General features: G+C 69.5%; 26 protein-coding genes and 2 pseudogenes. 19 read left to right on the top strand and 9 right to left on the bottom strand.

From position 1 onward, the window contains the following. Positions 1–70: 70 nt before the first annotated feature. Positions 71–748, bottom strand: a complete 678-nt coding sequence (locus tag FHX37_RS12355) for an IclR family transcriptional regulator (protein ID WP_141925227.1) — start codon at positions 746–748, stop codon at positions 71–73. A 190-nt stretch (positions 749–938) separates the two neighbouring features. Between FHX37_RS12355 and leuC the strand changes: the two genes are divergently transcribed. The 4 genes from leuC (at position 939) to FHX37_RS12335 (ending at position 3,553) form a co-directional block, all read left to right on the top strand. After that, positions 939–2,336 (top strand): 3-isopropylmalate dehydratase large subunit, encoded by a 1,398-nt coding sequence (gene leuC / locus FHX37_RS12350; RefSeq protein ID WP_141924029.1) that lies wholly within the window; start codon positions 939–941, stop codon positions 2,334–2,336. Between the two features lie 39 nt (positions 2,337–2,375). Beyond that, positions 2,376–2,966 (top strand): 3-isopropylmalate dehydratase small subunit, encoded by a 591-nt coding sequence (leuD, locus tag FHX37_RS12345; RefSeq protein WP_141924028.1) that lies wholly within the window; start codon positions 2,376–2,378, stop codon positions 2,964–2,966. Next, positions 2,945–3,193, top strand: a complete 249-nt coding sequence (locus FHX37_RS24220) for an SCO5555 family protein (protein WP_449405181.1) — start codon at positions 2,945–2,947, stop codon at positions 3,191–3,193. Before leuD ends, FHX37_RS24220 begins: the two co-directional genes overlap by 22 nt. Positions 3,194–3,271: 78 nt before the next feature. Then, positions 3,272–3,553, top strand: a complete 282-nt coding sequence (locus FHX37_RS12335; protein WP_141924027.1) for an HU family DNA-binding protein — start codon at positions 3,272–3,274, stop codon at positions 3,551–3,553. Between the two features lie 84 nt (positions 3,554–3,637). Here FHX37_RS12335 and cofC read toward each other — a convergent pair whose 3' ends face one another. After that, positions 3,638–4,270, bottom strand: coding sequence for a 2-phospho-L-lactate guanylyltransferase (gene cofC, locus FHX37_RS12330; RefSeq protein ID WP_141924026.1), 633 nt, complete (start codon positions 4,268–4,270; stop codon positions 3,638–3,640). A 280-nt stretch (positions 4,271–4,550) separates the two neighbouring features. On the opposite strand from cofC, the gene FHX37_RS12325 reads away from it, so the two are divergent. From FHX37_RS12325 to FHX37_RS12315, 3 genes are all read left to right on the top strand, one after another. Beyond that, a complete protein-coding gene (locus tag FHX37_RS12325) occupies positions 4,551–5,363 on the top strand; it encodes a lysophospholipid acyltransferase family protein (RefSeq protein WP_141924025.1) in 813 nt (270 codons plus the stop codon). A gap of 6 nt (positions 5,364–5,369) precedes the next feature. Next, positions 5,370–6,380, top strand: coding sequence for an NAD(P)H-dependent glycerol-3-phosphate dehydrogenase (locus FHX37_RS12320; RefSeq protein ID WP_141924024.1), 1,011 nt, complete (start codon positions 5,370–5,372; stop codon positions 6,378–6,380). Between the two features lie 94 nt (positions 6,381–6,474). After that, positions 6,475–7,590 (top strand): D-alanine--D-alanine ligase family protein, encoded by a 1,116-nt coding sequence (locus FHX37_RS12315; protein ID WP_141924023.1) that lies wholly within the window; start codon positions 6,475–6,477, stop codon positions 7,588–7,590. Between the two features lie 185 nt (positions 7,591–7,775). Here the strand turns inward: FHX37_RS12315 and FHX37_RS12310 are convergent, their stop codons facing one another. Then, complete coding sequence (locus tag FHX37_RS12310; protein WP_394344516.1) at positions 7,776–8,603, bottom strand: EI24 domain-containing protein; 828 nt, start codon at positions 8,601–8,603, stop codon at positions 7,776–7,778. A 220-nt stretch (positions 8,604–8,823) separates the two neighbouring features. Between FHX37_RS12310 and FHX37_RS12305 the strand changes: the two genes are divergently transcribed. The 5 genes from FHX37_RS12305 (at position 8,824) to FHX37_RS12285 (ending at position 15,095) form a co-directional block, all read left to right on the top strand. Beyond that, positions 8,824–9,921 (top strand): ISAs1 family transposase, encoded by a 1,098-nt coding sequence (locus FHX37_RS12305; RefSeq protein ID WP_141924021.1) that lies wholly within the window; start codon positions 8,824–8,826, stop codon positions 9,919–9,921. Positions 9,922–10,254: 333 nt separating this feature from the next. After that, positions 10,255–10,674, top strand: coding sequence for a DUF2267 domain-containing protein (locus tag FHX37_RS12300; RefSeq protein WP_141924020.1), 420 nt, complete (start codon positions 10,255–10,257; stop codon positions 10,672–10,674). 143 nt (positions 10,675–10,817) lie between these two features. After that, on the top strand, positions 10,818–11,945 hold the full coding sequence (locus FHX37_RS12295) for a baeRF2 domain-containing protein (protein ID WP_141924019.1): 1,128 nt from the start codon (positions 10,818–10,820) through the stop codon (positions 11,943–11,945). A gap of 323 nt (positions 11,946–12,268) precedes the next feature. Continuing rightward, a complete protein-coding gene (locus FHX37_RS12290; RefSeq protein ID WP_246062260.1) occupies positions 12,269–12,655 on the top strand; it encodes an SdpI family protein in 387 nt (128 codons plus the stop codon). A gap of 193 nt (positions 12,656–12,848) precedes the next feature. Further along, positions 12,849–15,095: a GmrSD restriction endonuclease domain-containing protein gene (locus tag FHX37_RS12285; RefSeq protein WP_141924018.1), complete on the top strand. Its 2,247-nt coding sequence runs from the start codon at positions 12,849–12,851 to the stop codon at positions 15,093–15,095. 85 nt (positions 15,096–15,180) lie between these two features. Here FHX37_RS12285 and FHX37_RS12280 read toward each other — a convergent pair whose 3' ends face one another. The 3 genes from FHX37_RS12280 to FHX37_RS12270 form a co-directional block, all read right to left on the bottom strand. Further along, the gene (locus FHX37_RS12280; protein WP_141924017.1) at positions 15,181–17,274 is read right to left on the bottom strand and encodes a UvrD-helicase domain-containing protein; all 2,094 of its coding nucleotides are present in this window, start codon (positions 17,272–17,274) and stop codon (positions 15,181–15,183) included. Between the two features lie 224 nt (positions 17,275–17,498). Then, positions 17,499–17,750, bottom strand: a complete 252-nt coding sequence (locus FHX37_RS12275) for a DUF397 domain-containing protein (protein WP_141924016.1) — start codon at positions 17,748–17,750, stop codon at positions 17,499–17,501. After that, complete coding sequence (locus FHX37_RS12270) at positions 17,747–18,571, bottom strand: helix-turn-helix domain-containing protein (RefSeq protein ID WP_342777613.1); 825 nt, start codon at positions 18,569–18,571, stop codon at positions 17,747–17,749. The genes FHX37_RS12275 and FHX37_RS12270 overlap by 4 nt, the downstream gene beginning before the upstream one ends. Positions 18,572–18,830: 259 nt before the next feature. On the opposite strand from FHX37_RS12270, the gene FHX37_RS12265 reads away from it, so the two are divergent. The 5 genes and pseudogenes from FHX37_RS12265 to FHX37_RS12250 form a co-directional block, all read left to right on the top strand. Next, complete coding sequence (locus FHX37_RS12265; protein ID WP_141924014.1) at positions 18,831–19,373, top strand: ATP-binding protein; 543 nt, start codon at positions 18,831–18,833, stop codon at positions 19,371–19,373. A gap of 175 nt (positions 19,374–19,548) precedes the next feature. Beyond that, positions 19,549–20,070, top strand: a complete 522-nt coding sequence (locus tag FHX37_RS12260; protein ID WP_141924013.1) for a hypothetical protein — start codon at positions 19,549–19,551, stop codon at positions 20,068–20,070. Between the two features lie 72 nt (positions 20,071–20,142). Then, on the top strand, positions 20,143–20,307 hold the full coding sequence (locus FHX37_RS22865) for a hypothetical protein (RefSeq protein WP_170181571.1): 165 nt from the start codon (positions 20,143–20,145) through the stop codon (positions 20,305–20,307). A gap of 277 nt (positions 20,308–20,584) precedes the next feature. Then, a complete protein-coding gene (locus FHX37_RS22860) occupies positions 20,585–21,055 on the top strand; it encodes a lantibiotic dehydratase (RefSeq protein ID WP_170181570.1) in 471 nt (156 codons plus the stop codon). Positions 21,056–21,122: 67 nt separating this feature from the next. Then, a pseudogene (locus FHX37_RS12250) lies at positions 21,123–21,368 on the top strand (leucine zipper domain-containing protein); the annotation flags it as partial. 52 nt (positions 21,369–21,420) lie between these two features. Here the strand turns inward: FHX37_RS12250 and FHX37_RS12245 are convergent. Continuing rightward, positions 21,421–22,299 (bottom strand): IS3 family transposase, encoded by an 879-nt coding sequence (locus FHX37_RS12245; protein ID WP_246062391.1) that lies wholly within the window; start codon positions 22,297–22,299, stop codon positions 21,421–21,423. A gap of 17 nt (positions 22,300–22,316) precedes the next feature. Next, positions 22,317–22,604, bottom strand: a complete 288-nt coding sequence (locus tag FHX37_RS12240) for a transposase (protein ID WP_141921957.1) — start codon at positions 22,602–22,604, stop codon at positions 22,317–22,319. Here FHX37_RS12240 and FHX37_RS12235 point away from each other — a divergent pair. Then, the gene (locus FHX37_RS12235; protein ID WP_281288296.1) at positions 22,551–23,372 is read left to right on the top strand and encodes an IS481 family transposase; all 822 of its coding nucleotides are present in this window, start codon (positions 22,551–22,553) and stop codon (positions 23,370–23,372) included. The genes FHX37_RS12240 and FHX37_RS12235 overlap by 54 nt on opposite strands. 15 nt (positions 23,373–23,387) lie before the next feature. Here FHX37_RS12235 and FHX37_RS12230 read toward each other — a convergent pair. Continuing rightward, a pseudogene (locus FHX37_RS12230) lies at positions 23,388–24,265 on the bottom strand (IS5 family transposase). Here FHX37_RS12230 and FHX37_RS12225 point away from each other — a divergent pair. Further along, positions 24,192–24,911 (top strand): lantibiotic dehydratase, encoded by a 720-nt coding sequence (locus FHX37_RS12225; RefSeq protein ID WP_246062258.1) that lies wholly within the window; start codon positions 24,192–24,194, stop codon positions 24,909–24,911. The pseudogene FHX37_RS12230 and the gene FHX37_RS12225 overlap by 74 nt on opposite strands. The last annotated feature ends 79 nt before the right edge of the window (positions 24,912–24,990 follow it).

The raw sequence follows: 24,990 nt of genomic DNA, 5'->3' as shown, positions 1-24,990 counted from the left end.
GCTCTCACGCTGTGGCCGGGTGCTCTCGGACACCCGGCCACGGTTGTTACTTCGGGGTCTGGGGCTGGTGTTACGGGGTGCTGTGCAGGGCCTCGGTGATCTTCTCCGCGGCGGCGGTGACCGCCTGGGCGTGCAACCGGCCGGGGGAGCGGGTGAGGCGTTCGATCGGTCCGGATACCGAGACGGCGGCGATGACGCGCCCGCCGGGTCCGGAGATGGGAGCGGACACGGAGGCGACCCCCTGTTCGCGTTCTCCCACACTCTGGGACCAGCGGCGTCGGCGGACCTGGGTGAGGCTGGCGGCGGTGAAGCGCGCCCCGCGCAGGAAACGCCGGATGCGTTCGGCGTCCTCCCACGCCAGGAGGATCTGGGCCGCCGATCCGGCGCTCATCGGGAGCTCGCTACCGACAGGCACCGTGTCCCGCAGACCGCTGGTGCGTTCGGCCGCGGCCACACACACCCGCACGTCCCCCTGGCGCCGGTACAGTTGGGCGCTCTCCCCGGTGAGGTCGCGCAGCTGCGCCAGCACCGGGGTCGCCACGGCCAGCAGGCGGTCCTCGCCGGTGGCGATGGACAGTTCGCCCAGGCGCGGCCCGAGGACGAACCGGCCCTGACTGTCCCGGTCCACCATGCGGTGGTGCTCCAGCGCGACCGCCAGCCGGTGGACGGTCGGGCGGGCCAGCCCGGTGGTGCGCACCAGTTGGGCCAGGGACGCCGGGCCCGACTCCAACGCGTCCAACAGGGACATCGCTTTGTCCAGTACGCCGACACCACCGCCGCTGGATGGGTTAGAGTTGTCCATAACTTGATATTGCCGTCTCGCTATTTGGGATGCAAGTCGGCTGCGGCCAGCCGGGACGGCCCGCAGCCGCGCGGACGACAGCCATCCCCAGCGGGGCGCGACCGTAGCGGAACGAGAACCGAGGAGGCGTTCGCACATGGGCCGGACGATGGCGGAGAAGGTATGGGAGGAGCACGTCGTCCGACGTGCCGAAGGGGAGCCCGACCTGCTGTATATCGACCTGCACCTCGTACACGAGGTCACCAGCCCCCAGGCGTTCGAAGGGCTGCGGCTCGCCGGCCGCCGCGTGCGCCGCCCCGACCTCACCGTCGCGACCGAGGACCACAACGTCCCGACCGACAACATCACCGGCCCGATCGCCGACCAGGTGTCCCGTACCCAGATCGAGACGATGCGCGCCAACGCCGAGGAGTTCGGCGTCCGGCTGTTCCCGATGGGGGACCGGGACCAGGGGATCGTGCACGTCGTCGGTCCGCAGCGCGGCCTGACCCAGCCGGGGCTGACCGTGGTCTGCGGCGACAGCCACACCAGTACCCACGGCGCGTTCGGCGCGCTGGCCTTCGGTATCGGAACGAGCCAGGTGGAGCACGTCCTGGCCACCCAGACGCTGCCGATGAGCCCGTTCAAGACCATGGCGGTCACCGTCAACGGGACCCTTCCCACCGGCGTCACCTCCAAGGACATCATCCTGGCCGTCATCGCCAGGATCGGCACCGGCGGCGGCCAGGGCTACGTCATCGAGTACCGCGGTGAGGCCATCCGGTCGCTGTCCATGGAAGCGCGGATGACCATCTGCAACATGTCGATCGAGGCGGGGGCCCGTGCCGGGATGATCGCCCCGGACGAGACCACCTTCGACTACATCCGCGGGCGGGAGCACGCCCCCACCGGTGAGGAGTGGGACGCCGCCGTCGCCCACTGGGAGAGCCTGCGCACCGACGAGGACGCCGAGTTCGACGCCGAGGTGGTGCTCGACGCCGACGAGTTCAGCCCGTTCGTCACCTGGGGCACCAACCCGGGCCAGGGCGTACCGCTCAACGGGTCCGTTCCCGACCCCGCCGGCTGCACCGACCCGGACGAGCGCGCCGCCGCGGAGAAGGCGCTGTCCTACATGGACCTGGAACCCGGCACCCCCATGCGCGAGATCGGGGTGGACACGGTGTTCCTGGGGTCGTGCACGAACGGCCGCATCGAGGACCTGCGCGCCGCCGCGGAGATCATCCGGGGCCACACCGTGGCCGAGGGGGTGCGGATGCTGGTCGTTCCCGGCTCCATGCGGGTGAAGGAGCAGGCCAACGCCGAGGGGCTGGGCGAGGTCTTCACCACGGCGGGAGCGGAGTGGCGCGAGGCCGGCTGCTCGATGTGCCTGGGGATGAACCCGGACCAGCTCACCCCGGGCGAACGCAGCGCCTCCACGTCCAACCGCAACTTCGAGGGCCGGCAGGGCAAGGGCGGACGTACCCACCTGGTGTCCCCGCTCGTCGCCGCGGCGACGGCGGTGCGCGGCACCCTGTCGTCGCCCGACGACCTGTGACGAGACCAGCTTCCGACACGACCGAGGGGTAGTACCGACATGGAGAAGTTCACCGTCCACACCGGCAACGCCGTACCGCTGCGGCACAGCAACGTCGACACGGACCAGATCATCCCCGCCTCCTACCTGAAACGGGTGAGCCGCACCGGTTTCGAGGACGGCCTGTTCGCCGCCTGGCGGGCGAACGACCCGGAGTTCGTCCTGAACAGGCCGGAGTTCTCGCGGGCAACGGTGCTCATCGCCGGTCCCGACTTCGGGACGGGTTCCTCCCGCGAGCACGCGGTGTGGGCGCTGCAGGACTACGGATTCCGGGCCGTGCTGGCTCCCCGGTTCGGCGACATCTTCCGCGGGAACGCCCTGAAGGGCGGTCTGCTCGCCGTGGTACTGCCGCAGGCGGTGATCGAGCGGCTGTGGGAGGCGGTCGAGGCCGACCCGAGCACGGAGGTTACCGTGGATCTCCAGGAGCGCGAGGTGCGCGCCCCCGGCGTCGCCGAACCCTTCGAGCTGGACGACTACACCCGCTGGCGGCTGTTGGAGGGCCTGGACGACATCGCGTTGACCCTGCGGCAGACCGATGCCATAAGCGCCTACGAGGAACAGCGGAAATCATGGCTTCCCGCGACCATGTAGGGCCGGAACGGCCCCAGCAACCAGAATTTTACGAAGATTTGGCAGAACGACTACGGCAGGCGCACCAACGTGCCAATGCGCTTCCAGAAGACGCCCGAATTTCTACTATTCGTAGGCTTTTGACGGTCACCGAAGCCGTTAAAAGGGACCCCGTCCGCGCTTCAGAACGCCTTGACCGAATGCTCAACGAGCTTCCTGACCAGGGTGATGAGGCCGCAACACCCTGATTTCCCAGGCGTTTGTGTTTGTGTCACCGGTATCGTGTCCCCTAATTTCGTGCGGGCAAGGGGGAACCGGAGGAACCTATGAACAAGCGTGAGTTGATTGACGCGATCTCCGAGCGGACGGGGGACAAGAAGTCCGCTACCGAGGCAGTGAATGCCGTGTTGGAGACGATCCAGAAGACGGTGGCCTCCGGCGACAAAGTCGCCATCACGGGCTTCGGCGTCTTCGAGAAAACCGAGCGTGCCCCCCGCACGGCGCGCAACCCCGCCACTGGGGCCACGATCAACGTCCCGAGAACATTCGTCCCGAAGTTCCGGCCCGGCGCTGACTTCAAGGCCCTGGTCAACGGCGACAAGGAATAACTCAAGACAACGCGGGAGCAACGCTCCACCACGCCTGCCCGGGGCTCCACCGCGAGCCCCGGGCAGCGTTGTCTCCGGCCCGGATCACGGGTCCAACCGCGACATGAGCTTGGTGGTGTGCGGCCCGAGCCCCAGCGCGGCGGCCGCACGCAGGTCCGCGGGCGTGTCCACGTCCCGCCGTAGTGTGTCCACCCCCTCGTGACGCAGCTCCACCGCGCCGCTGGCACTGTGCCGCCGGCGCGACGCCCCGCCGAAGCCGGGAGCGAACCCCGCACCCGGCGCCGCCGCGTACAGGGTGGTTCCCACCCCGGGCGCGTCCGGCAGGAAGGAGCGCCCCGCGCCCCCCGCCTCGTCCAGTGCCCGCTCCAGCTCCCCCGGACGCAGCGCCGGAAGGTCCGCGTTCAGCGCGCACACCCCGTCCCCGGGTCGCTGTCGCGCCGCCTCCGCGGCACCGTGCACCAGCGCGGCGTTCAACCCGGTGCCGGGCTCCCCGGTCACCACCCGCGACCCCACCTCCCGCAGGGCCTCGGCGGCATCGGCGTCGTCGGTGACGGTGAACACCGCCGCCACGTTGGGGCAGGACAGCGCCGCCGCCACCGTGTCGCAGGCCATGGCCAGTGCCAGCTCCGCGCGTCGCGGGCCGGTGAGCCCCGCCAGGCGGGACTTGGCCCACGTCAGCCGTTTCACGGGCACCACCAGCGACCAGCACGGTTCCATCCAGACACCGCCTTCACTCCCACGGGCACGTACGCCAGGCAGAACGTACAACCCGCGGCGGCTGGTGCTTATGCCGCGCCGCGCCCCTCGTGACCGGTGGGGCACCCCACCCCAGCACCCCGGAAGCCGCCGTCTCCCCCGAACCGGGGCGGGCGAAACGCACGACCTGCGTTTCCCCCTAAACTGGACCGGCCGCGCACGGCCGCCGAGTTCCCCGGGGGCGGCCGCGCCGGCACCACTACCCGCGTACACGCGCCGGCCCGGCGAGTTCGGAGGAATCGTGGCACAGCAACGGGAATCGCGGTGGGTGAAAACCCTCACGGCCACCATCGTCCGACCGATCCTGCGAGGGGTGACCAAGGCCGAATGGCACGGGGCGGAGAACATCCCCCGCGAGGGCGGTGTGATCATCGCCGCCAACCACCTGTCCATGGCCGACCCGCTGACGATCGCGAAGTTCCTCTACGTGGCGGGGAAGCGCTGGCCCACCTTCACCGCCAAGGAGTCCGTGTTCCGCATCCCCGTCGTGCGCGGCGTGGCCAACAAGACCGGACAGATCCCGGTGAAGCGCGGCAGCACCGACGCGGTGAAAGCGCTGAAAGCCGCCGAGGAGGCCCTCGCGCGCGACGGCTCCGCGGTGATCATCTACCCCGAGGGCACCTGCACCCGCGACCCGGACCTGTGGCCCATGGTCGCCAAGACCGGGGTGGCGCGGCTGGCGCTCGCCGCCGGCGTTCCCGTGGTTCCGCTGGCGCACTGGGGCGAGCAGGACCTACTGCCCTACGGCACGGCCAAGCTCCGCCCCTTCCCCCGCAAACGCGTCCGGATCGCCGCCGGACCCCCCGTGGACCTGTCGCGGTACCGCGACCAGCCACTGACCGCCACCGTGCTGAGCGACGCCACCACCGACATCATGCGCCAGGTGACCCAGCTGCAGGCCGGTATCCGGGGGGAGGAACCGCCCGCCGCCCCCTTCGACCCGAAGCAGGCGCGCAGGGACAAACATGACACCGAGGGGACGGGCGGTGTCTCCGCCGACGGGGACGAGAACGGCGGGCAGGGCACCGCACCGGACGTTGGGACCAGGGAGTAGAGAGTGATGACGAAGGTCGCGGTCCTCGGCAGCGGCTCGTGGGGGACGGCGTTCGCGAACGTGCTCGCCGACGCTCAGGTCGCCGACGTGCGCCTGTACGGCCGGCGCGCCGACGTCGTCGACGCCGTGAACCAGCGCCACGAGAACCCGGACTATTTTCCCGGGGTGGAACTGAACCCGAACCTCACCGCGACGTCCGACCCGGTCGCCGCCCTGGAGGGGGCGCGGTTCGTGGTGCTGGCGGTGCCGTCCCAGTCGCTGCGGGACAACCTCACGGCGTGGCGGGCGCACATCCCCGAGGGCGCGGCCGTGGTCAGCCTGATGAAAGGCATCGAGCTCGGCACCATGCGCCGGATGAGTGACGTCATCTCCCAGACGCTGGACATCGCCCCGGAGCGGGTCGTGTGCGTCTCCGGACCCAACCTGGCCGGGGAGATCGCCGAACGCCAACCCGCGACCGCCGTGGTGGCCTGCCCGCACGAACCGACCGCGGTGGAACTGCAGCATCTGTGCAAGTCCTCCTACTTCCGCCCCTACACCAGTACCGACCTGGTCGGGGTGGAGCTCGGCGGCGCGGTGAAGAACGTCATCGCGCTCGCGGTCGGCGTCGCGGTCGGCATGGGCTTCGGCGACAACGCGAAGGCCTCCCTGATCACCCGCGGGCTCGCGGAGACCGTCCGGCTGGCGGTGGCGCTGGGAGCGAGCGAACACACCCTGGCGGGACTGGCCGGCATGGGCGACCTGGTGGCCACGTGCAGCTCGCCCCGTTCCCGCAACCGCACCGTCGGGGAGAAGCTCGGCTCGGGGATGACCCCCGACGAGGTCCTCGCGGCGACCCGGCAGACGGCCGAGGGGGTCAAGTCCTCCGAGGCGATCCTCGCGCTGGCCCGCGCCAACGGTGTGGACATGCCGATCACGGAGGCGGTGGTGGGCATGATGCGCAACGAGTTCACCCCCGCGCAGGCGCTGATGGCGTTCATGTCCCGCAGCGCCAAACCCGAACGCTACGGTCTCTGAGCCGGTGGTGGTTCCCGGCCGCGCGAGCGGGTGCGGTGGTGTCGGGTGTGTACCGGTTACGGGGAGCGGTTCCGGAAAGGTAGAGTCGGGCGCCATGGCCGAGCAGCGAAAGACCCGGGTCGCCGTCGTCTTCGGCGGCTCCAGCTCCGAGCACGAGATCTCGTGCGTCACGGCGGGCAGCGTGATGTCCGCGATCGACACCGACCGCTACGAGGTCGTCCCCATCGGCATCACCCGGGACGGCAACTGGGTGCTGACCTCGGACGACCCGCGGCGTCTGGCGATCACGGACGGAGAGCTCCCCGCGGTGGAGCACACCGGCGAGGAGCTCGCGCTGCCGTTCGACTCCACCAGTGGGCTGCTGGTGGTCGAACCGGGCGCGGTGCCGCGCCGGATGGGCCAGGTCGACGTGGTGCTCCCGCTGCTGCACGGCCCCTTCGGTGAGGACGGCACCATCCAGGGCCTGTTCGAGATGATGGGCGCGCGCTACGCCGGCGCGGGCGTGTTCGCCAGCGCGGCCGCCATGGACAAGGTCTTCATGAAGGCCCTGCTGGCCGAGCAGGGCATCCCCACCGGCGGCTACGTCGCGGTCACCAACCGCCGGTGGCAGCGGGAACGCAAACGTGTCCTGGAGGACATCGCCGACCTCGCCACCACCGTGTTCGTGAAACCCGCCCGCGCCGGCAGCAGCGTCGGCATCACCAGGGTCCCGGACGCCGCCGACACGGACGCCGTCGCCCGGGCGGTGGAGGAGGCGCGGGCACACGATCCCAAGGTCATCGTGGAGGCCGCGATCCCCGGCCGGGAGGTGGAGTGCGGCGTGCTGGAGTCGCGGGACGGCGGCCCGCCGGACGTGTCCATGCCCGCCGAGATCCACGTCGCCGACGGGTTCGACTTCTACGACTTCGACGCCAAGTACCTCTCCACGAGCAGCCTCACCATCCCCGCGGACCTGCCCGCCGAGGTGACCGAGACACTGCGCCGCACGGCCGGTAAGGCGTTCGACGCGGTGGACTGCGAGGGGCTGGCCCGCGTGGACTTCTTCTACGGCGACGACGGCGGTGTGTACGTCAACGAGGTCAACACCATGCCCGGGTTCACCCCGAGCTCGGCCTTCCCGCAGATGTGGGCGAACGCCGGCCTGGAGTACCCGGAGCTGATCGACCGGCTGATCAGCACCGCCCTGAACCGTAAGCCGGGGCTGCGCTAGCGGCTGCCTCGGCCCGGGGCCGTGGTCCAGGCGGCCCGTTCGGCGGACGCGTGCGCGCTGCCCCGGCGGGCGTCCGCCCGGCAGCGTTCCCGCGGGTCGGCAGAGGTCCGCTCTGTCTCCTGTCCGGCCTCGCCAGGCGGGCGCTGGGGCGACGTTCGTGACGAACAGCGCCCGCCGAACAGGTCCTAACGCCAGTGGCCCGGCGGGGGCGGTGGCGGAGCCCCCTGCTGGGGTGGTTGGGGCGGCACGGGTTGCTGCTGTTGCGGCTGCGGCACCAGGTTCCGGGCCAGCACGGTTCCTCCGGCCGAGGCCGCCGGGAACACGACGATCGCCAGGAACGGCACCGCCAGCATCAGGTAGGTGGGCACGGCGAACCCCAGAACCCGCATCCTGCGGCCTCTCATGTGCCGCTGACGGTCGCGCAGCCGCAGCAGGCCCCGACGGTCGAAGGCGGCACCGACGAGTTCCGCGCCCAGCAGCCAGCTCCCGAACAGCACGGAGACGACCGGGATCACGGTCTGCCCGAGGACGGGAACGAAGCCGCCGGCGAACAGCGCCACCGCCACCACGGCCGAGATCAGGACGAGAACCAGGGACTGCCGCACGGAACGCAGCACCGAACCGACGACGCCCTCGTCGGACTCCTGGGGAGCGTTCCCCAGCTCGTCGTCCACCTCCTCGGCGATCTTGTCGTACAGCGGCGCGCCCAGGGCGAGGGTCACCCCGGAGAACGCCACCACCATGACGAACACCGCCCCGGCGACGACGGCGATGCCCAGCGCGACGCGCAGCATGGCGCTCCAGGCGGGGTCCCACCCCGCGGCGAAGGGCGTCAGCCATGTGACCAGGTCGGACACGGACAGCAGCAGCGCGACCAGCGCCGCGACGAACAGGAACGACGTGACGAGTGGCGGCAGCATCCCGAGCAGGAACAGTTTCGGCCGCCGCAGCACGATACCGGCGCCCCGCAACAGGTCGCCGGCACCGCTGATGGTGTCGCGAATGGGGGTAATCACGAGTCCCGACCTTACAGTCGTCGCTGGCCGGACCGGCACGCGCGCTGCCGTCACCGCCCAGGGCGGTTTCAAAGTCGGGTGCGGATGATGGCGGAGCCGGTCACAGCCCTGTAGCGATCCAGAAGAAGCCCGCACACACGACAACGGAGCCCGCTAGAAGAGCAGGGACTCTCACATCTCTGACTTCCAAGGGACTCCGTTGCGCCTTCAGTCTGCCATGCCCTCGTCCGCCCTGGCCGCGTCCGCGACGCCGATCCTGCCCGCCGAGGACAGTGATCCCCGCGACCGGCGGGGACGCCGCCACCCGCTGAGCTGCGTGATCCTCACCGGTTTGTGCGCGGTGCTGGCCGGCGCCCGCTGCCTGGCCGCGATCGGCCAGTGGGCCGCCAACGCGCCCCAGCACACCCTCGCCCGGCTCGGCGCCCGCATCACCGACCCCGCCCTGGGCACCCGCCAGGCGCCCAGCCCCGCCACGATCCGCCGCGTCCTCACCGCCCTGGACCCGCAGACGCTCACCCGGCTCCACACCGCCGAGGAGATCGCGGTGCTGGTCATGGACGGCAAGAGCCTGCGCGGCTCGGCCACCCGCACCGCTGCGGCCGCCCATCTGCTCCAGGCGATGACCCCGGCCGGACGCACCGTCGCCCAGGTCCGCGTGGACGACAAGGCCAGTGAGATGGCCGCCGTGGCCGACCTGCTGGCCGACGTCGACATCACGGGGTGTGTGATCAGCGCCGATGCGCTGCACACCCAACTCGGCACTGCCCGCTGGCTCGTCGCAGGCGGGGCTGAGTACCTGCTGACAGTCAAGGCGAACCAGCCCACATTGCTTTCCCAGGCCAAAGCGCTGCCCTGGGCGCAGGCGCCGGTGCTGGAGGCCGCCCGTGAGCACGCCCACGGGCGAGTCGAGGTGCGCACCGCCAAGGTGCTGACCGCACCGCGCATCGCATTTCCCCACGCCCGTCAGGTGATGCGTATTCATCGATGGGTGCGCGAGTCCTGTACGGGCAGAGTCCGGCGCAGCTACGCCTACCTGGTCACGAGCCTGCCGGCCGAAAGCGTCACGGCCGCAGAACTGGCGAGCCTGGTGCGCGGGCACTGGGGCATCGAAGCCCGCCACCACATCCGCGATGTGAGCTTGGGCGAGGACGCCTCACGGGTGCGCACAGGCAACGCTCCGCAGAACATGGCGCTGCTGCGCGATGTGGCGATCGGGGTGCTGGCAGGGCTGGGGTTCGCGAGTATCCCCGCGGCCTACCGATGGGTGAGCTACGAGTGCTTCACCCGTCCCCTTGACCTTCTCAGGCTCCCCTGACCAGCAGCTACACCCGCCACACCCGAGAATGAAATAGCCCTGGTCACCGCCCGCCCGGCACCGTTTCCGGGGGCACGGACGCGCATATCTCGCTCAAATAAACGCAATATCTCGTGCCGGTGCGTGTAATTTCTCTCCTGAGGCGATCGATGCTTCGTATATAGCTCGCTGATCAGGTTTTTCGTGTGTCCAGTAAATTGCGGAAACGCATCACGGGCAGCGGGTGATACCCGTTCTGGTTGCTAAAGTCGCCGCATCGGTACCAGGGTGAGAGGTGCGTGGTTTCCCCTCTGGTTCGATGTCACTTTCGGCGATAGGAACGGGGGCGACGAGATGCATCCGGGATACACGGACAGCGCGACGGAGAACTTCCTCGCGCGCGTACAGGAGCACAACGGCCTGGAGAGTCGGGCCGAAGCCGACCAGCTTTCCCGCGCGACCCTGTCCGCCCTCGCCCAGTGCGTGAGCGCGGGGCAGATGGACGACCTCACGGCGGGACTCCCGGAGGACCTGCACTCCGCGATCGAGGCCGGAACAAGGCAGGCGAAATCGTTCGACAAACGCACGTTCCTCGACCAGATCAGCGGCGGCATCGGCTCGGTCGACATGTCCGAGGTCGAACGCAAGACCCAGGGCGTGCTGCGCACCCTGCGCGAGTGGGCCCCGGAGGGGCAGAGCAGTGACACCATCGCCCAACTGCCGCCGGAACTGGCCCGCTTGTTCGCCCCCTCCGGGAGCCAGGCCGGCGGCTGAGCCCGCCGGAACACGCGGCAGCGCGGGGGAGGGGAGAGCGCGGTGTCCTCTCCCGGACGGAGCCCCCCGGCCCGACGGCGCCGGAGGCCGGGGCGCGAAACACCACGACAGCGACCCGCACGATCAGAAGGCGGAGTCTTCCCATGGACCTTTCTTTTCTGCTGCCAGCCTACGACTCCTCCAACCTGGTGGCGTCGGTGTACCTCAACGTCTCCCGCGACGCGGAGGACGCCGACCACGCCATCCGGGTGCGGTGGGACAAAGCCCGGGACGACCTGGCCGAGCAGGGCGCGGACGAGGAGACCCTGCGCGCCCTGGACGGTGCCGCCGGACGCGACGACGGCACCCCCGGACCGCGCGGACAGGTGCTGTTCGCCGCCGGCGGTGAGGTGCTGTTCGACATCCTGGTGTCGCGGCCGCCGCAGGACTACAGCGCGCGGTTCGGGCCGTTGCCCAATCCCGTGCCCTACCTGGAGCGCCGCGGCCAGCACGTGCCCTACGTGATGGCGGTGGTGGACAGTATCGGCGCCGACCTCGACTCGGTGGACGCGCAGGGGGCCCGCGTCGACTACCGGGTGGAGGGCGACGAGCACCCGACACACAAGCCCCGCGAGGGCGGCGAGCACCACAAGCAGATGCAGCGGGCCGTGGACGAGCAGGTGAAGCAGAACGCGAAACGCGTCGTGTCCGAGATCCGGCGGCTCACGGTGGACGGCGAGACGGAGCTGATCGTGCTCGCGGGCGAGACCCCCGTCCAGCGGGAGGTGCACGAGCAGCTCCCGGACGGGTTGCGCGGCAAGGTCGTCGAGGCCGCGACGGACAGTCGCGACGCCGAGGCGGACGAGGAGGACACCTGGATCAACACGGAGCTCTCCCGGCTCCTCGCCGACCGCGCCGACCAGCAGGTGCAGGACGTCGCCGATTCCTACGAGCAGGGGCGCGGCAACGACGACCGCGCCGTCGAAGGGCTGGAACCGGTGGTGTACGCGCTGCAGCGCGGGCAGGTGGAGACGCTGCTGTGGGCGCCGGGAACCTCGTGGGCCGAGACCCGGGTGTGGGTCGGGGACACCCCGGAACAGCTCGCCCCCAGCGAGCAGGAGCTGCGCGATCTCGGTGCCGAGCGGCCGGTGCGGGAACGGGCCGACGCCGCGCTGGTCCGCGCCGCCGTGGGAACGTCGGCGGACTTCGTGTTCGTGCCCGAGGACAAGGCGCGCATGCGCGACGGCCTCGGCGCGCTGCTGCGGTTCTCCGACCCGTCCCTGTCCGGGTAGTTCCGCAGGGCGGCTTCGCTCCCGTTCCGGCTCCGCCATGAGCCGGGGCGGGAGTTGCGTGTGTGTGGCCCGGTGCGGGACCCGCCGGCGGACCGCGCCCGCGCGTGTCCTTCCCGAGCCGGCGGACGGGGGAGCCGCGCGCGGAACGCACTGTTCCTCGTCCTCGCCCTCCTCCGGTCGCAGGAGACCGGAGCGGGTTCTCCCATGGGGGAGAGCCATGGACGACAGCGGCGTTGTAGGTTCGTGCGGAACGCTGCTCGTCGTGCGGAACCGCCAGGGCGGTTCCCGGGAGGTCGTTTGCCGTGGTGGCAGAGGCGGGGAACGTGTTGCTGCTTCCCGCGCAGGCGCGGCTCGGTGGCGGAGGGTTGGCGGCCGTCACCCTCGCGCTGGGTGCCACCGCCGCGCTCACCGTGCTCATGGCGTGGGCGGGGGCCACCGGTCGCCTCGCGCCCAACCCGTTCCTCGGGATCAGGACGAGCCGTACCAGGGCGAGCGAACGGGCGTGGTACCACGTGCACCGTGCGGCGGCTCCCTGGTGCGTGGTCGCCAGTGTGGTGCTGGCGGCGGGAACGGTGGCGCCGCTGTTCCTCGGGAACGGTATGGCGCAGGCCGCCGTGTTCCTCGGGGCGAGCGCGCTCTACCTCCTCGTGCTGTGCGCGGGCGTGGTTCGGGCAGGGCGCACCGTACCCCCGGAGGACCCCGGCGAGTGAGAAAGGGGACGCGGGTCCGCGGGACAGCATCCCGGAGAACCGATTCCCGGTGGGAACAGCCCTTTCCGGTGTATCTCCCGAGGGCGTGACCTCCATTTCCGTGACGATTCCCCGGGACGGTTCGGGACACAATAGGGTGGCGGCCGCTGACCCCGAGTGAGCCGCAGACCCCCCGAAACGTCCTGGAGCGGGCATGAGCAAGCTTTCCACGATCCTCGACTACGTCGACAGCGGCGCCATGCTGCTGCCGGAGTTCCAACGCGGCTACGTGTGGAACCGGGACCAGGTCCGCAGCCTGATGGGCTCCCTGTACCGGAATTACCCGGTGGGATCGCTGCTGGTGTGGGACACCGAGGTGGACTCCTCCGCGGCCCGGGGGAACGTCGGCAGCGGCACGGGGACGCGTTCGCTGCTGCTGGACGGCCAGCAGCGCATCACCTCGCTCTACGGCGTCATGCGCGGGAAGGCGCCCGCGTTCTTCCAGGGCGACCCCGCGGCGTTCACCGACCTCTGCTTCCACGTGGGAAGCGAGGAGTTCAAGTTCTACATAGCTTCCGAGATGCGCGACGATCCCCGCTGGGTCGACGTGTCCGCGCTGTTCACCGACGGGTTGGACGCGACGCTCGACCGGCTGGAGGACGACCTCTCCCGTAAGGAGGAGCGCCGCCTCACCCAGCTGTACAACATCCGCGACCGCGACCTGCACGTGGAGCCGATCACCGGTGAGGAGATGACGATGGACGTCGTCGTCGACATCTTCAACCGGGTCAACTCCGGCGGCACGAAGCTGTCCAAGGGCGACCTCGCCCTGGCGAAGGTGTGCTCGGACTGGCCGGAGGCGCGCGACACCATGCGCTCCTACCTCAACCAGTGGGAACGGGCCGGGATGGAGTTCACCCTGGACTGGTTCCTGCGGTGCGTCACCGCCGTGGCCACGGGCAAGGCCGTGTTCAGCTCCCTGGAGGGGATCAGCGCGGAGCGGTTCGCGAGCGCGATGGAGGCGGCCGCGAACTACATCGGGAAGTTCCTGGACACGGTCGGGGGTCGGCTCGGCCTGGACCACGACCGGGTGCTGATGGGGCGCTACGCGGTTCCGGTGGTGTGCCGGCTGCTGCACCTCAACGGCGGGGACTTCACCGACGCGCGCCACCGGGACCGGGTGCTGTTCTGGTACGTCCACGCGGCGCTGCGGGGCCGTCACACCGGTTCCACCGAGACCGCGCTGGCGCGGGACTACACCGTCGTGGAACAGGGCGGCATCGACGGGCTGACCGACGAGCTGCGGGAGTGGCGCGGCGGCACGCTGCAGGTGCGGGCCAGCGACTTCGAGGGCCACACGAAGGGGTCGCGGTTCTACCCGCTGCTGTACCTGCTGACCCGGGTGGGCTCTGCCCGGGACTTCCACTCCGGCCTGCCGCTGCACGCCCAGATGCTGGGGCGCAACAGCCGCTTGGAGGTGCACCACATCTTCCCGAAGGCCCAGCTGCGGGAGCGCTACCCCCACCGGCTGGTGAACGCGATCGCCAACTTCTGCTTCCTCACCCAGGACTCCAACGGCCGTATCGGCAAACGCCAGCCCAGCGTGTACTTCCCCGAGGTGGAGCAGCGCAACCCCGGCGTGCTGGAGTCGCAGTGGATCCCCCGCGACCCCGGCCTGTGGGAGCTGGAGACCTACGAGCACTTCCTGGCGGAGCGCACCAGGATGCTGGCCAGGGCCGCCAACGACTTCCTCGACAGCCTCCACGACGGTTCCGCGGCTGGTTCGGAGGCCCGGTTGGAACCGGTGGGTACGGTGCCGGCCGACCACGACGCGGAGACGTGGGACGTGCGCGTGGTCCAGCTCGACCAGCTCGTCGCCGGGCTGCGCGAGCTGGGATACGCCGAGCCCGAGCGGGACCGGGAGATCGCCCACCCCCGCACCGGCGCCCCGATCGCCGTCGCGGAGGCGTACTGGCCGGACGGGCTGCAGACCGGCCAGGGCGACCCGGTGGTGTTGGAGCTGGACCCGGAGGAGGCCGACCTTCCCGAGCTGGAACGGGCCGGTATCCGCTGTTTCACGTCGGCGGACGCGCTGCGGGAGTTCGCCCGCGGGGACGGTGCGGAACCGGTGGAGGAACCGTTGCCCGGTGGCGCGGCACCCCAGGCGGAGGTTCTGGCCGCGTTCCACGGAGCCCTGGAGTCCGCCTGCGAACAGGCCGCGCGGGAGACGAGCCACCACCCGGGGCGGTTGGCAGCGATGCTGGAGGAACGCGGAGCGTTGGGCACCGCCCGCACCGTGCTGGACACGCCCCAGCTGTCCGACGACTTCGTGGCGCTGGCGGAGCGCGACCGGCTGGACCTCACGGTGGAGTCGGTGGTGCTGCGGAACCAGGAGTTCACCGCGCTGTTCTCCACCGAGCAGCTCGAGCGCGCCCGGCAGCGCCTGGCACTGCTCCGGTGAACCGCCGGACTCGCTCGACCCGACTGGTCCTCCCACCGGTCGGAATCCCCGGCTTCCGGTGGACGCCGGGGAGCCGGGGCGCGGTTCAGCCCGGCAGGAACGGGCTGGCCTCGCCGCTGTAGGACACCGCCAGCGCGTCCCGCGCCCGGGTGCAGGCCACGAACAACAGGTTGCGCTCCCGCTGCAGGTCGTGCCCGTGCGCCACCGGGTCCTCCTCACGCGGGGTGAGGTGGTGGTCCAGCGGCACCCGGCCGGCGTCCACGCCCACCACCGCCACGCACCGGAACTCCAGTCCCTTCATCCCGTGCATGGTTCCGACCCGGACCCCGCCGGAGCCGGTCAGCTTCGTCGTCGCCACACCGGCGGCGGCCAGCCGTTTGCGCACGCTGTCCGCCGCACTCCTGGTGCGCGCCGCCACCCCGACGGCATCCGGCTCGACACCGTGCTCCACCCACTCGGCGACCCGCGCGGCGAGCCCGTCCAGCTCGGCCTCGCGCGTCTCGTACGCCGCCACCTCGGGCCTGCGTCCGCGCAGCAGCGAACTGTAGTCGTCCAGCCGGTCCTCCAGGTCGTCCAGCCCGGACACCGGAGCCGACCCGAGCACCCCCACCGCCCAGGAGAGGATCTCCTGGGTGCTGCGGTAGCTCACGCTGAGCCGGTGGCTGCGCCCGCGGACGTTGATCCCCAGCGCCGCCAGCGACACCCGGTGGTCGTAGATCCGCTGGTGCGGGTCGCCGGTGACGAACAGGTCGTCGGGGCCCTCCGGCGCGAGCGCGCGCACCAGGCGCCACTTGGCCGGGTGCAGGTCGTGGGCCTCGTCCACGAGCACGTGCCGGTAGGGGCGGTGCCCCTCGCGTTCCAGGATCGCGGCCGCCTCCTGGGCGACCTGCGGGAACGTGCGCAACCCCTCGTCGGCCATGCGGCGGGTGGCCCGCAGCACCGCCTGCCACACGGCGCGCCGCTGCTGCTGCCCCAGCCTGCTGCCGCGCCCGCGCCGTTGGCACTGCAGGTAGCCGCGTTCGGTCCCCAGGTCCTGGGCGAGGATGACGTGCTCCCACTCCTGGAACAGGAACGCCCCGGTGAGGCCGGTGTCGCGCGCGGCCTCCTCCCACAGCCACAGCAGCTCGCGTTCCGACCGCACCTCCACCGTGCCGCCGGTCGCATCCCGCACGACCTCGACGGCGACCTTGTCGATGTTGCGCACGTCCACCCGCTCGTCCAGCGGCGGCCGCACCAGCAGGCCGAGCTGGTGCCGCAGCGCCTCGGCCAGGCTCGTGGTGAACGTGGTGAGCAGGATGGGGGTGCCGTCCGGCGGGGTGTAGCGCCCGGCGAGGTGCGCGGCCCGGTGCACCGCCGTCACGGTCTTCCCGGTTCCGGCGCCGCCGGTGACCATCACCGGTCCGCCGTAGGAGGGGCGGTAGGCGATGCGGTGCTGGCGCGGGTGCAGGAAGGTCCGCCACGCGTCGAACGGGTGCTCCAGGATGTCGCGCAGCTCCTCGGGGCCGTCGACGACGGCGGCGCGGTCGGGCGTGCGGCGGATCGCCGCGCCCAGGTCGTTCGGGTCGATGTCGGCCGGCGGTTCCTCGTCGACCAGGTCCCGGCTGGCCTCGTGCCACGCCTCGTCCACGCTCATCCCGGAGGCGAGCGCCACCAGCACGTTGTGCTGGGACGCCGGCATCATCGGCCGGATGGCGTCCAGGTGCTCCTCCTCCACCAGCAGCCGCACGATCGTCAGCGTCTGCTCGTCGATGCCGAGGGCGTGCAGGTCCCGGTCGCGGAAACCGTCGAACAGCCGCTGCTGCGCGGCCTGCGCCACCGGCTGCAGCACCTGGCTCATGGTCTCCATCCGCCCCTCGTCCCGGACCTCCAGCACTCCCAGGGCGGTGTTGACGGAGAAGCGGCGGTTGCGGACGTACTCGTAGGCCTCGTCGTGCGGCAGCACCGACACCAGCATGTAGGTGTCGCCCTCCTCGGGGGCGAGCACCACCCCGCGCCAGTCCCGGGTGACGCGGATGGTGCGCACCCGGGGGTCGCGCGCCTGGGTGACCTTCTCCAGGTGCTGGCCGGCGTGGTGGAGGTCGCTGAACCTCTCCAGCGTGTCCTCCACCGCCTTCCGGACGGGTTTGTCCAGTTTCGCGTAGCGGCTGAGGAAGTCCTTGTCGATGGCGAGCTGGGGCACGCGGCGTTCCTTTCCACCCGGGGGTGTGGCGGCGGAGTGTGGAGGTGCGCTCACCCAGGATAGGCAGCGCTTGCTCCCGGTGCTGCCGGAACTTCGACGATGGTGCGCTGTTTCTGCCGAATGATGCAATTTTCTGATATTAATAGTAAAAAATGCCCTTGCGTCTGGCGTGGTGAGACACAAGGGCGGAGAGGGTTCCGAGAGAATAGTAGGAGAATGGTCTCCTAGAGCGCCGCGTTTTTCACCTCGGTGAGGAAGGCGTTCCATTCGGCGGCGGGGAAGGTGAAGTGCCCGTGCTCTGGGTTCTTGGAGTCGCGCAGTGCCGCCCCGCACGGAAGGTCTCCGACTTCGACGCAGTCCTGTCCTTGTGCGCTGTAGCTGCTTTTCCGGAAGCTCACTGGGAGGTGCGCTACTTCGACGCACTCTTGGCGTTGTGCGCTGTAGCTGCTCTTCCAGAACACCATGTCGGCGGTCATCGCTTGCTCTCCAAGTCTGCCAGTAGGTTGTCGATGAGATCAGCGGATAGGGCGGTGGACAGGGCTACACCCTGTACGTTGCTGAACGCTAGGTTATATTGCTCCAGCTCCTCCGGATGTTCCAGAAAGAGGTCGTTCGCCACGGTCTCTACATGCACGATCGACTGGTCCTTGACCTGGGGGAAGTCCAAGATGGTGAACGGTCCTGCCAGCGCTAGATGAGCTCCTGCGCTATGGGGGAGTATCTGCACGTCGATGTGGTGGCGTAGGGCGAGATGCTTTAGGTGCGTAAGCTGTTCGTGCATGACCTCAGGGCTCCCGATGACCCGCTGAAGCACGCTTTCGTCCAGTACGGCTGTCATATGCGGAGGTCTGACACGGTTGAGGATCTCATGGCGTGCCATGCGGGCCTCGACCTGACGCCGGATATCCGCCTCGGGGACAGCCCGCCCAGCTCGAAAGACTGCGGCCGCATACTCCGGAGTTTGGAGTAACCCGGGGATCGTCAGCCCTTCGAACCTCCGGATCATTGACGCCTCTGTCTCCCAGTCAGGCAGTGCGTCTTTGCCGAAGACATCCCGATATTTGGCCCACCAGCCGCGCTCCTTGGCCTGGCGAGCGAGCTGGTGCATGGCTTCCCGGCGCTCGGCGTCGTCAACGTTGTACAGATCGAGCATCTTGTCCAGATCGCCGGACTTCACGGACTGGGTCTCCGCGTTTTCGATCTTGCTCAACTTGCCATGAGCCCATCCAAGGTTCTTGGCTGCCTCGTTGGTGGTGAGCTTGGCCTGGTCGCGCGCTTTGCGGAGTTCGCTGGACAACCTGCGGCGTCGTATGGACGGGCTGTGCGGGCGTTGCATGGGACTAAAGTTTAACCCTCTCTCTGTTGTGGATGTCACTTTTTCTATTGACCTATAGTGACATCCACTTTTACTCTGTGTATAGATGGTGGTCATGAGGCTACTAAGGGTGCCCGTGGCCACGGCGTGCCCCACCCCCAGCCCTGTGCTGCTCTGGGTGATCGGCGGGTGGTGGCTTCCTTCCCCAAACGTCCCGTGACCTGTGTAGAGGAGCACGCGCATGGCCCGGTTGGCCCCCGTCCCTCCGATGCCTGAGGCTACGGTCCCGCTGGATCTGCTGATCCCGGCCGGACACGAGTACTACTTCAACCGCAGCCCCGACCGCCCCTACTTCAGCGCCCGCCGGTTCACGTTCCGCGGTTCGCCGGTGGTGATGCCACTGGTACGCGCCTTCCTGGACACCTGCGCCGCAGCCCAAAGCGAGGAGTACCGCTACCTGTTCCGACTGCTGGGCGGGGAGCTGGCCGCCAACGCCATCACCCACACCCGGTCGGGCGAACCCGGCCGGACGTTCACTCTCAAGGTGCGGCGCGGCGCCTCCAGGATGGAGGTGGTCTGCCGCGACGGCGGAACACCGGGAGGAGAGCCCCGCTATCTCGCCGCCGCCGTCCCGCACGAGCGGTTGGAATCCGAGTCCGGACGCGGGCTGGCGCTGGTGGAACAGCTCGCCTCCGCCTGGGGCGACAACGCACACCCCACCCTCCGGCGGGTGTGGTTCTGCCTGGACTACGACCTCACCGGCAGCGCCTGGCCCGCCGCCTGACCACCGCAGACCTCCCGCCCTGGGGAGAGGGACCCAGCCCGGTCCGCACACCCCCGTCCGGGCGGGAGGGCCTTCCTTCCCGCCCGGAAGCTCCCAACCTCCCCACCAACCCGCCGCGCGTGTCGAGAACCCGTGCCGCTGCCCCGGGTGACGGCCACAGAACAGAGGAACCATGATGACTCTCCCGGAAACCACCCGTGCGCCCGCCCCCGCCAACGAGCGGGTACGCGCCGTCCTGAAAGCCCGCCACGGGCAGCGGTTCAGCCGCGTTCCCACCCAGCAACGACACCACCCCCGCCGCCCCAGCGAACCCGACCCCTACTCCGGGAACCCCCGCGTCGCCTACCGGCGCCGCAACGGCGAGGCCCCCGCCTGGATGCGCCACCACACCGCCCGAAACACTCCAGCCCCTTCACCCCACGTTCCGGCGCCCCCTCCACTCAGCCGCAGCGCCGCCAGTGCCCCCGCGTGCGCGCCCCAGCGAGAGAACCGCCCCGCCACTGAGGCCCGCCCGCGCTCACGCGGGCGCCGGCACGCACGGCGCGTACCCAGCCACTACCGACGGTTCAAGCGTCGTCTGCTGCGGGACACGGGAGGGCAAGCCTGGGTGTACTTCGCCGCCGTGGAAGCACTGCCCTACACCTGTGTCGTGACCCTGATCGTGCTGCTCGCCCACGCCTTGGGAGTCCCCGGCTGACCCCGCGTTGGCCCGCCGATCCCGGAAGGCCACGTAACCGAGCCCCGTGATACGTGGCCTTCCCCTATCGCGATGAGAGGGCTTTCCGTGATAAAGACGGCGCTCACTGCCGCGCCGATAGCCGCTGCCCTCGCAGCGAACGCCGTCGCCATACTGTCGATAGGGGCGTACTTCGTTCCCGCACTCATCGCACTCGTCGTCGCGGGCGCCACCTACTACCGCCCCCGGAGCGTCTGAGTGCCAGAACCGGTGGATGCGCAGTACGCGGCGCTCACTGTGGTCCGCAGCAGTTCGCGCATACGCGTACCTCCCGGGAACGGCACTGGATACCGGTGGGGTGGCAGTGTCGCTGTTGTGGCGGTGGCTACATGAGTACCGGGTGCGGTGCGGTGGACCGTCGTGCCACGTTGGGATGGCCGCCGGTTCCCACACGTGCGATGGCGGTACTCATGGCAGGGTGAGCCAAGATAACGCGGCAAGGGCACGCAGAGGGGCATCCAAGGGCAATCTGGCAATGGCGATCATCCTGCTGAGCAACCTGCATCCCCCCATGGACGCCCCTGAACCATTGGGCCACGTCATCAGTGCGGCCCGCGGCGCCGGAGCCCACCGATACCCGCCAGCCGCCGCACTTCTCGCCCACCTGGAGAACGCCCAACGCGCCCTGCGCCGTCACGACGAGGCGGAGCCCGCCGACCGTGATCGCGCCCGAGCCCAGGCCTGCGTTGCCCTGCGCCGGGTGACCTCCCACCACGCAACGGTCACCGTCGAGCTGCGGATGGACAGCGACATGACACTGCCGCGCACGGTGGCATGGGAGATCCAAAGCGCAGCCTCGGTCCTGGCACGTCTGAACCCCGCCCCTGAGGGAAACGCGGTGTGGCGCGACTACCACCGCCGGTTCTGCGAACGCTTCGGGATGGGTGCCCTAGGTGTGATGTTCCGGCACGTTGGTAACACCCGACACGCCCTGGCAAGGCCTTGAACGAAGAGAGGGCCTTCTGGTTCCGGTGTGGACTGTGAGATCTGCACCGACGCTCCAGGAGGCCCTCGTGCCCCACCGTAACGCCCCCCTGACCCCCACCGGGCGCCTGCGACTCGCCCGATGCGTCGTCCAGGACGGATGGACCCGCCGCCAAGCCGCCGAACGCTTCAACGTCGCCCCCAAGACCGCCCACAAATGGGCCGCCCGCTACCGCGACGAAGGCGAGACCGGCATGGCCGACCGGCCCAGCCGCCCGCACCGCCAACCCAGCCGCACCAGCGCCGAGACCGAAGACGACGTGGTCCGGCTGCGCCGCAAGCACTGAGGGGCCTTGCTGATTCCGGACAGGGAGTGAGACGGTGATTTTACGCAGCTAGGCGCTGTTTCTCATGTTCCGCATAGATCTCTGATGGAGTGTTGTATCCCAGTGCGGAATGAAGACGCCTGTGATTATACCAGTGCTCGATGTATCGTGTAATGTCCCGTCGTGCTCGTTCTCGCGTGGGATACACCATCTGGTTCACACGCTCATTCTTCAACACCCCGAAAAATGATTCCGCCATCGCGTTGTCGAAACAAATCCCGGTTCGCCCCACCGACCGTGTCATCCCGACCGAAGCAAGGTAATCACCGAACTCCCGGGACGTGTAATTACTCCCCCGATCCGAATGGAACACCGCCCCCGCACGAACCTTTCCCTTGCCTGTCGCATGAGCGACAGCCCGGATGATCAGCGGAGTCCGGTAGTTGTCATCCATCGCATAACCAACCACTTCTTTCGTGCAGCAATCAATGACGGTGGCCAGATACACCCACCCGCTCCATGTCGGGATATAGGTGATATCCCCGACGAGTTTCACACTGGGCATGGGTGCGGTGAAGTCGCGGCCCACGAGGTCGGGGATCGCACCGGTATCCGCTGGTGTGGTCAGCGAGCTGCGCCGGGGGCGGGGTTGGCAGGGATGCAGCCCCATCTCGCCCATCAACAGACGCACCAGCTCCACTCCCACCGCAACGCCCCAGCGTTGCAGCTGGGCGCGGATCCGCCGGTGGCCGTAGGTGCCGTCGGCGTGGTCTACGGCGGTGCGGATCAGTAGCCGCAACTGTTGGCGGCGCTGAGACGTGGCGGATTCGGGCCGGGACTGCCATTCGTAGTAACCCGACCGGGAGACGTTCACGCATGCACACATGAAATCAACGGGGAAAGCGTACTCCGCGTGTTCATCGAACCGCATCGTCTCGATGAACTCGTATATGTCGCTTACGGACGATCCTTCGCGAAGTACGCGGCCGCTTTTTTCAAAAAAGCGATCTCCATGTCCTTCTCGCGGTTGAGTCGTTCCAGTTCACGCAGCCGGGCCCGCTCGGTCGTATCCAGTGACGGTGCATCGTCGGGAGTTTCTTTCCTGTATTTGCGCACCCAGTTCCGTAGTGTTTCCGAGCTGATCCCGAGCTCGTTGGCAACCCGGTTGATAGAGCGTTGGCTCTCGATGACATGTTTCACCGCTTCATCACGGAACTCCGGCGAATATGCGTTTGCCTTGCCCAATGCTTCCCTCGTTTCCTTTCAGAACCATCGTATTGGCACTCTGTCCGGAAAACACGAGGCACCCCACACCGCCTGGGACCGGCACGCCTGGCCACCCGCACCCGGGTGGCCGCCTCCACCGCTCATCGCATCCTGGCCCGCCGCGGCCTGCCGCCCCTGGCCGCCACCGACCGGGCCACCGCAGAGCCCGTGCGCCGCTACGAGCGCGACCGCCCCGGCGAGCTGGTCCACGTCGACGTCAAAAAGCTCGGACGCATCCCCGACGGCGGGGGATGGCGCGCCCTGGGCCGGGCCGCCGCCCGGCCCAACAAGGCATCTGCGGGCACCGCCTTCCTGCACACCGCCCTGGACGACCGCTCCCGCCTGGCCTACTCGGAGATCCTGGCCGACGAAAAGGCCGCGACCTGCGCCGGCTTCCTGCGCCGGGCCGCGGCCTGGTTCCACGGCCACGGTGTGCGCGTGCAACGAGTGCTGACCGACAACGCCTGGGCCTACTCCAAGACCACCTGGCGCCAAATCTGTTCGGAGTTGGGGATCTCGCCGAGGTGGACCCGGCCCTGGCGGCCCCAAACCAACGGCAAGGTCGAACGTTTCCACCAGACCCTGGCCCAGGAGTGGGCCTACACCCGCCCCTACGCCTCAGAGGCCGAGCGCCAGGCCGCTTATCCTGCTTTCCTGGACTGGTACAACTACCATCGCCCCCACACCGGGATCGGCGGCCGAACACCCGCCGAGCGCGTTCCCAACCTCTCCGAACATCACACCTAGGGCCTGTTTGGGAAGTCAGAGCCATTCGTTGATGGCCGCGATCTGGATGGTGGCCTCGTAGCGAAGCGCGAGCTTGTCATAGCGCGTGGCCACCGCCCGGTGCCGTTTGAGCCGGTTGATCCCGCACTCCACCGCGTGACGGGCCCGATAATCGACCTTGTCGAACCCCGGCGGGCGGCCCCCGCGATGCCCGGTGCGTTTGCGGTTGCGCACCCGGTCCGCGGGTTCGGGAATCGTCGCCTTGATCTTGCGTCTGCGCAGGTAGGCACGGATCTCCGTCGAGCTGTAGGCCTTATCCGCGCGCACCCGCACCGGTCGGGTGCGCGCGGGACCGCTCCGCTGGTGTCCGGCCACCCGGATGCCCTCCACCACCGGTGCGAATTGCGGTGCGTCTCCCCGCTGCCCGGCGGTGACCACCACCGACATCGGCTTTTGTCCCTGTTCGCAGGCCAGATGGATCTTCGTGCTCAACCCTCCGCGTGAGCGGCCCAGCCCGTGATCGTCGGGCTCGACCGTTTCGTGATCCCGGCCTTCCCCCTTTCCGCGGCCCCGGCGGCGTGCTGGTGGGCGCGCACCGCGGTGGAGTCCACGTTGATGTCCCAGGTGATCAGCCCCGCCGCGTCGGCCCGCGAGCGCAGGGCGGTCAGGATCCGGGCCCAGGTGCCGTTGCGGGTCCAGCGGCGGAAGAGGTCATAGACGCTTTGCCAGGGGCCGTAGCGTTCGGGCACGTCGCGCCAGGGAGCGCCGACCCGTACCCGCCAGCGGATGCCGTTGATCAGTTGGCGTTTGGAGCGTGAGGGTGGGCGGCCGGCGGCGGGGGTGGGCAGGAGTGGTTCGAGCAGCGCCCATTGGGCGTCGGTGAGGTCACCGCGTGCGGGGCCGGGTAGGGTCACAGTGAAGCCTTCGGTGGGTGTGGTCTTCTTGGTCGTTGACTCGTCTACCGAAGGCTTCGCTTATGTGCGGGGTGACACGCCTGGTGTGACCGGATCGGTGCGTTTTCCCCTGATCGCACCAATTACCAAACAGGCCCTAGTCCCGGTAAACGAGCTGATCGATCCCGACCGCGGACTGGGCCTACCCGCTGGATTCCGCGGCTCACGGCTACCCCCTCCCGCCTCGGAACCGTTGAGCGAACGCGACGCCGCACTGATGGATCTGGCCCAGCGCGCCACCACGGAAGGCCACCGCGAAGTGGTCCTGGACGACAAGACCGTGCAACACCTGGGCGCACAAGCCCCCGACGCGCTGTGGCCCCACGCCGAACTATGGGCGCAGGTGCACGCCCCCAGCCGCCGATCCCTGGACGAGGGCGACTTCCGCGTGACGGTAGCCGGGGTCTCGCGGGCCGCCGGCACGACCACCGGCCGCCTACTGGACCTCCTGACGCCCGAGGAACAAGGCCAGCTCACCGCCCCCTACCGGCGTCTACCCACGGTGCGGGAGGGCGCCCTCAACGCCCAAGCCAGCTGCCCCTCAGTGTCCGGGCGTGGTGACCAGGTTTCGCGCGCACCCGCACGATGCGCTGTGTGGTCTCGGTGATGGTCTCGGAGACCACCTCGTGCACCGGCTTTCCTGCAGCGGGCACCCGTCCGGGGGCCTCTGACACACGAGACTCCGG

Origin of the sequence: Haloactinospora alba (assembly GCF_006717075.1) — a bacterium.
In the GTDB taxonomy this organism is placed as follows: Bacteria; Actinomycetota; Actinomycetes; order Streptosporangiales; family Streptosporangiaceae; genus Haloactinospora; species Haloactinospora alba.
Note: the sequence above shows the minus strand (reverse complement) of the source record. Positions and strands in the feature narration are given on the sequence as shown.

Coding starts and splice junctions, on each gene's coding strand:
- FHX37_RS12285 (WP_141924018.1), top strand. CDS start 12,849: ATGAGCAAGCTTTCCACGATCCTCGACTACGTCGACAGCGGCGCCATG.
- FHX37_RS22865 (WP_170181571.1), top strand. CDS start 20,143: ATGAGAGGGCTTTCCGTGATAAAGACGGCGCTCACTGCCGCGCCGATA.
- FHX37_RS12265 (WP_141924014.1), top strand. CDS start 18,831: ATGGCCCGGTTGGCCCCCGTCCCTCCGATGCCTGAGGCTACGGTCCCG.
- FHX37_RS12315 (WP_141924023.1), top strand. CDS start 6,475: ATGGCCGAGCAGCGAAAGACCCGGGTCGCCGTCGTCTTCGGCGGCTCC.
- leuD (WP_141924028.1), top strand. CDS start 2,376: ATGGAGAAGTTCACCGTCCACACCGGCAACGCCGTACCGCTGCGGCAC.
- FHX37_RS12235 (WP_281288296.1), top strand. CDS start 22,551: ATGTTTCACCGCTTCATCACGGAACTCCGGCGAATATGCGTTTGCCTT.
- FHX37_RS12275 (WP_141924016.1), bottom strand. CDS start 17,750: ATGACCGCCGACATGGTGTTCTGGAAGAGCAGCTACAGCGCACAACGC.
- FHX37_RS22860 (WP_170181570.1), top strand. CDS start 20,585: ATGGCGATCATCCTGCTGAGCAACCTGCATCCCCCCATGGACGCCCCT.
- leuC (WP_141924029.1), top strand. CDS start 939: ATGGGCCGGACGATGGCGGAGAAGGTATGGGAGGAGCACGTCGTCCGA.
- FHX37_RS12260 (WP_141924013.1), top strand. CDS start 19,549: ATGACTCTCCCGGAAACCACCCGTGCGCCCGCCCCCGCCAACGAGCGG.
- FHX37_RS24220 (WP_449405181.1), top strand. CDS start 2,945: ATGGCTTCCCGCGACCATGTAGGGCCGGAACGGCCCCAGCAACCAGAA.
- FHX37_RS12300 (WP_141924020.1), top strand. CDS start 10,255: ATGCATCCGGGATACACGGACAGCGCGACGGAGAACTTCCTCGCGCGC.
- cofC (WP_141924026.1), bottom strand. CDS start 4,270: ATGGAACCGTGCTGGTCGCTGGTGGTGCCCGTGAAACGGCTGACGTGG.
- FHX37_RS12355 (WP_141925227.1), bottom strand. CDS start 748: ATGTCCCTGTTGGACGCGTTGGAGTCGGGCCCGGCGTCCCTGGCCCAA.
- FHX37_RS12295 (WP_141924019.1), top strand. CDS start 10,818: ATGGACCTTTCTTTTCTGCTGCCAGCCTACGACTCCTCCAACCTGGTG.
- FHX37_RS12305 (WP_141924021.1), top strand. CDS start 8,824: ATGCCCTCGTCCGCCCTGGCCGCGTCCGCGACGCCGATCCTGCCCGCC.
- FHX37_RS12335 (WP_141924027.1), top strand. CDS start 3,272: ATGAACAAGCGTGAGTTGATTGACGCGATCTCCGAGCGGACGGGGGAC.
- FHX37_RS12320 (WP_141924024.1), top strand. CDS start 5,370: ATGACGAAGGTCGCGGTCCTCGGCAGCGGCTCGTGGGGGACGGCGTTC.